At 34.7% G+C, this 10051-nt stretch carries 7 protein-coding genes; 4 read left to right on the forward strand and 3 right to left on the reverse strand.

Features of this window, described 5'->3' with window-relative positions; all coding sequences use genetic code 11:
• The first annotated feature begins 70 nt into the window (after nt 1-70).
• Nucleotides 71-652 carry a YitT family protein gene (locus FG383_RS16315; RefSeq protein WP_142608459.1) on the forward strand — a complete coding sequence of 194 codons (582 nt, stop codon included), beginning with the start codon at nt 71-73 and terminating at the stop codon, nt 650-652.
• A 597-nt stretch (nt 653-1249) separates the two neighbouring features.
• Here FG383_RS16315 and FG383_RS16320 read toward each other — a convergent pair.
• The gene (locus FG383_RS16320) at nt 1250-2527 is read right to left on the reverse strand and encodes an MFS transporter (RefSeq protein WP_142608460.1); all 1278 of its coding nucleotides are present in this window, start codon (nt 2525-2527) and stop codon (nt 1250-1252) included.
• Between the two features lie 348 nt (nt 2528-2875).
• On the opposite strand from FG383_RS16320, the gene FG383_RS16325 reads away from it, so the two are divergent.
• Both FG383_RS16325 and FG383_RS16330 read left to right on the forward strand, forming a co-directional pair.
• Nucleotides 2876-4402, forward strand: coding sequence for a Ppx/GppA family phosphatase (locus FG383_RS16325; RefSeq protein ID WP_142608461.1), 1527 nt, complete (start codon nt 2876-2878; stop codon nt 4400-4402).
• 22 nt (nt 4403-4424) lie between these two features.
• The gene (locus tag FG383_RS16330; protein ID WP_142608462.1) at nt 4425-6533 is read left to right on the forward strand and encodes an RNA degradosome polyphosphate kinase; all 2109 of its coding nucleotides are present in this window, start codon (nt 4425-4427) and stop codon (nt 6531-6533) included.
• A gap of 571 nt (nt 6534-7104) precedes the next feature.
• Here the strand turns inward: FG383_RS16330 and FG383_RS16335 are convergent.
• Complete coding sequence (locus FG383_RS16335) at nt 7105-7383, reverse strand: hypothetical protein (RefSeq protein WP_246097038.1); 279 nt, start codon at nt 7381-7383, stop codon at nt 7105-7107.
• Complete coding sequence (locus FG383_RS16340) at nt 7383-8267, reverse strand: TetR/AcrR family transcriptional regulator (protein ID WP_142608464.1); 885 nt, start codon at nt 8265-8267, stop codon at nt 7383-7385. The genes FG383_RS16335 and FG383_RS16340 overlap by 1 nt, the downstream gene beginning before the upstream one ends.
• Before the next feature lie 183 nt (nt 8268-8450).
• On the opposite strand from FG383_RS16340, the gene FG383_RS16345 reads away from it, so the two are divergent.
• Entirely contained in the window at nt 8451-9920 is a 1470-nt protein-coding gene (locus tag FG383_RS16345; protein WP_425467654.1) for a DHA2 family efflux MFS transporter permease subunit, read from the forward strand.
• Nucleotides 9921-10051 lie beyond the last annotated feature (131 nt).

A 10051-nucleotide genomic window follows, 5' to 3' on the forward strand; every position in this document is an offset into this window, starting at 1 on the left:
ACAGGATTACAATTTCCTGTGTTTTTTTGTGTGGCAAAACATATATATGAAGTAGTGGAAGGTGGGGGAAATGTATTTTATAAATAAAACGTTAATCATTTTAGTCGGAAGTTTATTAATTGCATTGGGAATTAATTTTTTTCTAGTTCCTTTTCATTTATTAGATGGTGGAGGGATTGGATTAGGATTAATCATCCACTACTTATTAGATATAAAGGTAGGGATTGCAATTTTATGTATAAGTGTACCGATTTTTCTCTTAGCTTGGATCTATTACCGTCCTTTTTTTTACAACGGGATACATGGACTGTTGATTTCTTCCGTCGTCATTGATTTCTTTTATCCTTTACATATTGTTGGGGGGAAATTTGTTACGTCTAGTATGGTTGGAGCTATTTGTGGAGGCATACTGATTGGATGCGGGGTAGGTATCATGCTTCGCTCCAAAATAACGCTTGGAGGAACTGATTTACTTGCGCAAATGCTTGCAAAACGGCTACATTTTAACCCAGGGCTTTGTATTCTATCCATTGATATTGTAATCGTATCATTTGGTAGCATATTAGTCGAAGCTGTCTCTTTTGTTTATTCCTGTGTAACAGTAATTTCTGTTGGAATCACCACTTCGTTTATTGTAAAAAAGCATTATTAAAGTAAAAAGAGAAGGTCGTAGAAATAATCTACACCCTCTCTTTTTGCTTCTTAGGAAACCATAAAATTGATGTATTTACTTCTCGACATAGGTGCTTCCGTAATCTTAAAAAATAAGTAAGTATTGGTGCATAAAGTCACAGGTACTAGAAACGATAGGAAAATGCAGTGGATCGTGATTTTACGCAAGGTAAGGTAGAGGGGGGACCTGTTATCTATCAAGAATCTTTCGGAAAAGGATTACTGCTAATTTTCTTCTACTGGTAGAAGAGTATATAACCAAAAATAGTAAGTATCTATCGTATAGAGGGGCTACTTGGGCACCTGAAATTGTATCTTCAGGTGCTTCCTTTATGAGTTGGAAAGCGTCTTTTCACTCATTGCCCAAAAAGTTCTTAACCTTATTTGTATTGTTGCAGGAGGGCGACGAAGAGACAAACGCAATAAGATTACCGAGAAAAGAGAGGCTGGTCGTGACGGTAGTGACCAGCCTCTGTTGAAAATCAAACGGTAATGATATAGCAATAAAAGTCTATCCAAAGACCACCGAAAATGATATAAAACAGGTTTTGTAATTAAGTCCACTTGCACTCTACTATTAATTTATACCAACTTCATCAACGGCAGGACTAGTCTTTGGTTCTGGAACTCTCGACAAGATGATGAATCCAATAATAAATAAGATAACTAAACTAAATACACCATAATTGGATTTTCCAGTTATTTGAGCAGTTAAAGCGACTAGTAAAGGTCCCATAATGGCAGCAAACTTACCAAAAATATTATAAAACCCAAAAAACTCATTGGAATTTTCTTTCGGTATAAGTTTTCCAAAGTAAGATCTACTAAGTGCCTGGATTCCACCTTGTGAAGTGGCAACTAACATGGCTAAAATCCAAAAATCCACTACTGTTTCTAAGAAAAATGCATACGTACACACAATAATATACACAATAATTCCTACATACAGCATTTTCTTTTCCGAAAATTTTCCTGCCAATTTCCCGTATAAAAGCGCAAAAGGTGCAGCTACAACTTGGGTGGCAAAAAGAATGATTAATAAACTAGTAGCGCTAAGTCCTAAATCTGTCCCGTAGGCGGTGGACATATTAATAACCGTACCAACTCCATCAATATAAAAAAAGTATGCTAGTAAAAATAAGAACAATGCTTTATATTGACGGATTTCTTTAAATGTTTTGCCTAAGCGCTTAAAACTTTGCACAATAGGTTTTCCTTCCCGTTCAATAAAATGAATCTGTTGTACATTTTTAAACAGTGGAATAGAGAATACAAGCCACCAAACAGCTGTAATGAAAAATGCAATTCGACTAGCATTTGTAGTCGACAACGCAATTATTTCTTGTTGAGATAACACAATGATGATAATACTTACTAAAAAGGGTATAGTACTACCAATATAACCAAGACTATAGCCCCTGGAAGATACTTTATGCATACGTTCATTCGTCGTCACATCGACGATAAACGCATCATAAAACACATTTGCACCAGTTGCGCCAAGTGCAGCTAATGTATAGCAAATGAGTAAAAGTAACCAATTATCAAATGGTACAAATGCAAGCATCGCAGTGAACGTCACTCCGAGTACAAAGAAAAACGTAAAAAATTTCTTTTTCATTCCACGATAATCAGCAATCGTCCCTAAAATAGGGCCAAGCATAGCTAAAATAAAAGTGAAAATAGCAATTGTATATCCTAAATAAGCGGTAGAATCAGCAGCATCGACTCCGGCTGCGGTTGCTGAAGATTTATAAAATATTGGAAATACTGCGGTAGTAATAGTGATTGAGTAGGCCGATGATCCCCAGTCGTAAAGCGACCAACTGTTCTCCTTTTTGGTGAACTTTTTCATTTGTCTAATAATCCCCCTATCCTCATTTTCCTTATTGTACATGATTCAAAACAGTCGAGGAAAAAATTTGTTAAACATTACGTTAATTTAACAAAGATCATCCTGTATAATAAAATAACTAAATTCCTAATTTTCAGTTTATAAAAATTACGTCTCGGCATCATTGCGTCCATATTTTAAGTGAACATTACTCTAGTACCCCTTTCAAAAATTGTGACATCCGCTCGAGGCTTACCTTGAATCAGTAGGAAATCCAAACTCCTTACTGATTCAAGTTAAATTTACAAAACATTTACAAAAATATTGGACAGATGCGTATAAAATAATTAAATAGAGGAGTAGGAGCTAATGAACACAATGACAAATCGAAAAGCAATTATTGATATAGGATCAAACTCTATTCGTCTAGTAGTATACAGTTACAACTCATTACAAGGATTAGTAGAACATCATAACTTTAAAACAGTAGCACGACTTAGTATGTATATCGATTCTACCGGAAATTTGAATGACGATGGTATCCAATTACTTTTTGAAACGTTGAAGAAATTTAAAGAAATATTAGAAGATATTCAAGTAAAGCATGTGTTTGCGGCGGCAACTGCAGCTATTCGTCAAGCTAAAAATAAGGAAGAGATTTTAGCATACATAAAAAGCAAGTTAGGTTTATCGCTAAATATTTTATCTACCGACGAAGAAGCATATTTTGGCTATTTAGCTGTCATTCACTCTACGAAAATAGAAACAGCAGTTACGATCGACATGGGTGGGGGAAGCACGGAAATAACGTTATTTGTAAACAAAGAGCTCATACATATGCATAGTTTTCCATTTGGTGCAGTTTCATTAACAAGAAAATTTATGAAAAATGCTGAAATGACGCAAGAAGAAATTATTCAGTTACGAGAATATGTAAACGAACAATTACTATCGCTTACTTGGTTACATAATGTCCAAGTTCCAATCATTGCAATTGGTGGAAGTGCGCGAAATATTGCACAAGTAGATCAGCAACGGAAGAATTACTCGTTGAATGGTATCCATCAATATGAGTTGCTTTCAACTGATTTACAAGAAATTAGTTCCCAGTTTGCACAATGCTCATTAGTTGAACTAAAAAAAATAGACGGATTATCAAGTGATCGAGCCGATATTATCGTTCCAGCTCTTGAAACTTTTAGACTATTTATGGAGAAGGTAAATGCCCCCTCCTTTATATATAGTAAGCGGGGATTGAGGGAAGGTATCATTCTATCGCAATTAGTCGAGAAGTTTCCTTTAGAATTTAATTTGAATGAAGTTGGGCAAAATGCGGTACGGCATGTTTTAGGTAAATTTAATGTTATAGAAGAAGATACATTGCATTTATACGCTATTTTTACATCAATTTATGACCAATTTGTAGAATGGAATTATATAGAACCACTAGAAAATAAGCAATTATTGCGCTTTGCTTACATATTGTTTTATATAGGCGAACATATCGATCAAGATGCAGCAAGTCAGCATACTTTCTATTTATTAACCAACTTTAACATAGACGGGCTTTCACATGAAGAACGGTTAAAGATTGCGCTTTTAGCTTCTTATAAAAATAGGGATACGTTTAAACAGTATGTTTCGGCATATGAAAAGCTAATACATGGAAACGAGTATAAAAAACTCCGAGATATAGGCGCATTAATACGCTTTACAAAAGGCATCGATGTATTAGGTCGTTCTAACATTAAAGATGTTATGTTAACAAAATCCACAGAAAAAATAGTACTTACTTTTTCTGTTTCTGGAAATTGTTTGTTAGAAAAATATCAGGCCGAAAAATTAAAAAAACATATCGAGAAAATCGTGAATAATCAACTGGAATTAATTTTTTAATGGAAATGGAGGATGCCATATTATGAACGTGAAAATAGTAGATGATCATCCATTTAATGATTACGCAAATTATAATAATCGAGAAATAAGTTGGTTAGCTTTTAATGAACGAGTTTTACAAGAAGCAGAAGATGAGACAAATCCTTTATTGGAACGTCTTAAGTTTTTAGCTATTTTTAGCTCCAATTTAGATGAATTTTTCATGGTACGGGTTGCGGGTCTTCAAGATCAAGTAAGGGCTGGTTTCAATAAACCAGAAAATAAAGCGGGGCTAACACCTAAAGAACAGTTAGCACAAATATCAGCGATCACCAAAAAACTAGTTGATAGGCAAATGGCTATATATAAAGATTTAGTCGAAAATCATCTTCCACAACACGGTATTTCCTTATTGAAATATTCCCAGTTATCGAAAGTACAAGTGAAAGAATTACAAATTATTTTTGATGAAGAAATATTCCCAATACTCACTCCAGTTGCAGTAGATGCCTATCGACCATTTCCAATATTATTGAGCAAAACAATGAATATACTGGTAATGGTAGAAGAAAGAAACTGTTGTGACCAAGACAACGAACAAAACAAAATTGCGATTGTACAAGTTCCATCTGTGTTAAGAAGATTTATCCAAGTATCGACGAAAGATGGATCATTTGCGGCAGTATTATTAGAAGATGTCATTATTGCCAATATTTCTAAACTTTTTCATGGATACAATGTAAAGCATGCCAATCCTTTTAGAATTACACGAAATGCCGATTTAACGATCCACGAAGAAGGGGCACGTGATTTACTTATTGAAATAGAAAAGGAGTTAAAGAAAAGAAAATGGGGAGCAGTTAGTCGGCTTGAAGTGAAAACGAGCGAAATTCAGCAAAAAGTATTGAGCTACCTATTGGAACAGTTAGAAATTCATCGAGACGATGTTTATAAAGTACAAGGACCACTTGATATTACTTTTTTATTTTCCTTTATTCAATTTTTTGAAGGGAATTATAATGAGCTATTTTACGAACCATATATACCACAACCACCGAAAGATTTAGCAAACGACGAAGATATTTTTGCAAAAGCATTAAAGCAAGATTTGTTTTTTCATCATCCATATGAATCATTTCAGCCTATTATTGATTTCATTGACAAAGCAGCAGATGATCCAAAAGTGTTAGCGATTAAACAAACATTGTATAGAGTGAGTGGTAACTCTCCGATTATTTTAGCTTTAAAAAGAGCAGCGGAAAATGGAAAACAAGTGACCGTACTTGTTGAACTGAAAGCACGATTCGACGAGGAAAACAATGTTCATTGGGCGCGAGAGCTAGAAAAAGCTGGATGTCTTGTGATTTACGGAATGCATAATTTAAAAACACATTCTAAAATTACGTTAGTTGTTAGAAGCCGGAACAATCGTATTGAACAATTTGTCCATCTCGGTACGGGAAATTATAATGATAAAACTGCTCGGATGTATACAGATATGGGAATCATTACGACGAATAAAAGAATAGGCTCGGATGCGACACAATTTTTCAATTATTTAAGTGGTTATACAAATAAACCGGAATATGACAAGTTGTTTGTCTCTCCGTACGATATTCGGGATAAATTCTTATACTTGATAGACGAAGAAATAGAATATCATCAAGCTTTTTCAAATGGCCATATTAAACTTAAAATGAATTCACTGACGGATAAGGATTTAATCGTTAAATTGTATGAAGCCTCAGCTGCAGGAGTGAAAATCGATTTAATTGTTCGAGGGATATGTTGTTTGCGTCCGGGGATTGCAGGTGTAAGTGAAAACATAACGGTTACGAGTATAGTAGGAAGATTTCTAGAACACTCAAGAATTTATTGGTTTCACAGAAATGGAGCGAGTAGATTATATTTATCTTCTGCGGATATGATGACCCGGAATATGGTAAAACGAGTAGAAATTTTGTTTCCTGTTCTAGCACCAGCTATTAAAAAGCGAGTGATGGAAATTTTAGATATTGAACTTCAAGATACCGCTAAAGCAAGAGTGCAAGATTTACATGGAATTTATCACTATAAAGCAATCGATGGAAAAAGCATTAATAGTCAGCAAATTTTTCTAGAAAAAGCATCTAGCCATATACAACATGTGTAAATAACTGATGTATTGTTACACACGTTTTCATTAACTTAAATTATCCAGTAAATTGATTATTAAGATTGTGATAACACACAAGGCGCTCTATATATAGGTCTTTTTGAAGTGCTTTGAACGGAACGAGTTCTACACCATTACCGAGATTTCTTGATGCGTAGGAATGCGACTTTGTTGCATCCCTACGCATTTTTTTTCGGTAATCGTGTGGTAGTCGTTCGTCCGTCGCACTCCGTTAGCACAGGTAATAAAAGTGCGAAAGCTTTTGGGAATGAAAGAATAGCCACTTTCCTATCAAGAGAAAAGCAGCCAAAGATGCAATTTTGGCTGCTCAGTCCTTCTCTAGAATATTTCCTCTTTTTGTTTGGAAGGAAGTGTCCCTTTTCTATATAACATCACCATTTAGCCAGTAATACCTACAAAAAATAAGTCAGGAACGCATGATAGAAAGCGATAGAGTGCCCGAAATTGCATCTTCGGGCACTGCTACAATGAATAGAAAGGTAGTTATTCTTTCATTTCGGTGGAAATTGGTTAATCAACAGGTGTAACTTTATTAATAATTATGGAGTCAGCACTTTTCATGTTTGTCAGCTTCTACGGAAACAACGAATGCAAGATCTTCATTACCGAAAAGTTGAAGCACATTCAAAAGTGTTTCTGTATCTATCGTTAATGTATCTTCATCCATTTCTTCTACTGCTTTTTCAAGCAATAAATTCTTTTCTTGCTGAGGGTAGGCTTGTGCATACAACGTTAATGCATCTAATTGATGATTAGCACACCATCTAGCAAACAACTGGATCATCACATTTTCATCCTCTTGATATTGCAAAATCACTTTGTCCATTATTCTTGACCTACTTTCCATCCATCTAAAAGCGTCCATAGTTTATAAATAATAACGGTAGATTTTTGTTCAAGTTGAGTTCCAGTGAATCCTTCTGTAAGGGCAGGAACAATATTTTCGAGCAAAAAGATTCTTGGCGTTTCTGTCGCCAATTCTTCCAGTACAAATTCAATCGCTTGTATTGTATTTGGTAATAATGAATCTTTCTCTTCCAAATAAAAGGTTTCTAACTGTTCGATTACATGCTCCTTTGTTATAGATGGCTCTTCTGTTTTTAGTTTGAAAAACGAGTTAATAAGTAAGGTATCGTTTGTGTCTGCCATTTCATAAATAATCGTTTTAATCCGTCTGAGGATAAATTGAATTAATTGATCAAAGGAAATATTCGTAGATGGATTAATCCATGGATGCTGTAGTTGTTGGATCATTCCAAGTGCAAGTACAGCACATTCTGTAGCCACATTTTTCGTTTGTTCACCGAAAACATCTACCAGTCGATTCGAGAGCCAGTTAATTTCTTCAATATAATTTTTTTTGATAAGGTCACGAAGCCCCACGTCTTGTGAGTTAATAATCGATGCAAAAAGAGGAAATAGATTATGTTCCTCATAAACAGTTAATCGAATAGACAGTTGTTTCGTTAATATATTTACATCGGATCTATTCTGTTGTGAATGGACTTCTTTTCTTTTGATCAACGTTTCGTTTCTTGCATTTTCGAGAATGGCGATAATACATTCGTTTTTAGATGAAAAATAATTATAAAATGTACCTTTGGAAACATTTGCTTCTTCTATTATATCGTTTACTGTAGTGGACCTAAAACCTTTTTCTATAAAAAGTTTTTGCGCTGCTTCTAATATATTTCGTTTTTTAGTGTTCATATATCAATCACCTTTAGACTAGTAGTATAATTCATATAATAACCGTTAAATCAATGTTTATCAAACTATTTTAGTTGGATAAATTTTTTTATTTGATTTTTTTGTACTATGAGTATAAAATGTTCAAGTATCATAAACAAGAAAGAAATAGAGAAGCTTAGAAATATAGGAGGAATGAAAGTAATGAAAGAAATGCAACAAAAGCCACCATATGCAATGATTGCAATCCTCTTTGTAGGAGCATTCATTGCGTTTTTGAATAATACACTTTTAAATGTAGCTTTACCAACGATTATGCATGAGTTTGATGTGAAGCCTACTGTTGTTCAATGGCTAACAACAGGATATATGTTAATAAACGGAATATTAATACCCGCAAGTGCTTTTTTTGTGCAAAGATTTTCAAATAGAAAATTATTTATTACGGCGATGGTGTTTTTTACAGCTGGTACATTATTAGCTGCTATGGCTCCTGCTTTTGGAGTATTAATCGCAGCACGAATGATTCAAGCGGTAGGTTCTGCGATGATGATGCCATTACTAATGAACGTTATGTTAACTGCATTTCCAATTGAGCGACGAGGTGCAGCAATGGGAATGTTCGGGCTAGTAATGATTTTAGCGCCAGCTATTGGTCCATCTTTATCAGGGTTTATATTAGAACATGCCGAATGGCGAGCGTTATTTGAAATTATTTTGCCGTTTGCAGTAATTGTATTATTATTTGCTATTTTTAAACTTCGTAATATTACACCTAATAGTAAAGTAAAGTTAGACGTATTTTCACTTATCTTATCAAGTATAGGTTTTGGAGCATTGCTTTATGGGTTTAGTACTGCAGGGGATAAAGGTTGGGATGCTCTAATCGTATACGGAACAATCATCATCGGATTTGTAGCACTCGTTCTTTTTGTATGGAGACAGTTAAGACTGGAAGAACCGATGTTGGACGTTAGAATTTACAAATATCCAATGTTCACTTTGTCTTCCATTATTTCGATCGTTGTATCTGCTGCGATGTTTTCTGGGATGATTTTAACGCCACTTTATGTACAAACAATACGTGGGATTTCCCCGTTCCATTCAGGTCTATTAATGCTACCTGGAGCACTTGCAATGGCGATTATGTCACCAATTACAGGGAAAATTTTCGATAAATACGGTGCTAGAATATTAGCGATTATTGGGCTAACGATTACGGCGGCTGCGACTCATTATATGAGCGAATTTACGCAGGATACTGATTATTATTATATTATGGGAATTTATACGCTTCGTATGTTTGGTATGTCGATGGTCATGATGCCTATTATGACCAATGGGTTAAACCAATTGCCGATGAATATGAATCCACATGGTACTGCGATGAACAATACATTACAACAAGTTTCTGGTGCAATAGGATCTGCGATATTCTTAACAATAATGAATGCGAGAATGGAATCTTCTGCAGAAAGACTTGCTAGTGCGGCGGCCACAGCAGGAAATATGCCTACCACTCAAGAAGGACTTGCTCAGTTCCAAGTAGACTTGGGTATGAAAGCGATGTTAGAAGGTATCAATTACACATTCTTTATCGCGACACTTGTTACAGTAGTTGCATTAGTATTATCTTTATTTGTCAGAAGAGTAAAAGTAAATAAAGAAAGCTAAACCGGAGTAAAATGTACCCTATAGAATAGACACTTTTAAAAAAGTCTATCCTATGGGGTATTTTTGTTTATAATGAGAAAACATAGAAGGGCGGATAAACATGACAAAAAGATTACTAACTAAAGAAGAAC

Source organism: Psychrobacillus soli, assembly GCF_006861775.1.
GTDB lineage: Bacteria > Bacillota > Bacilli > Bacillales_A > Planococcaceae > Psychrobacillus > Psychrobacillus soli.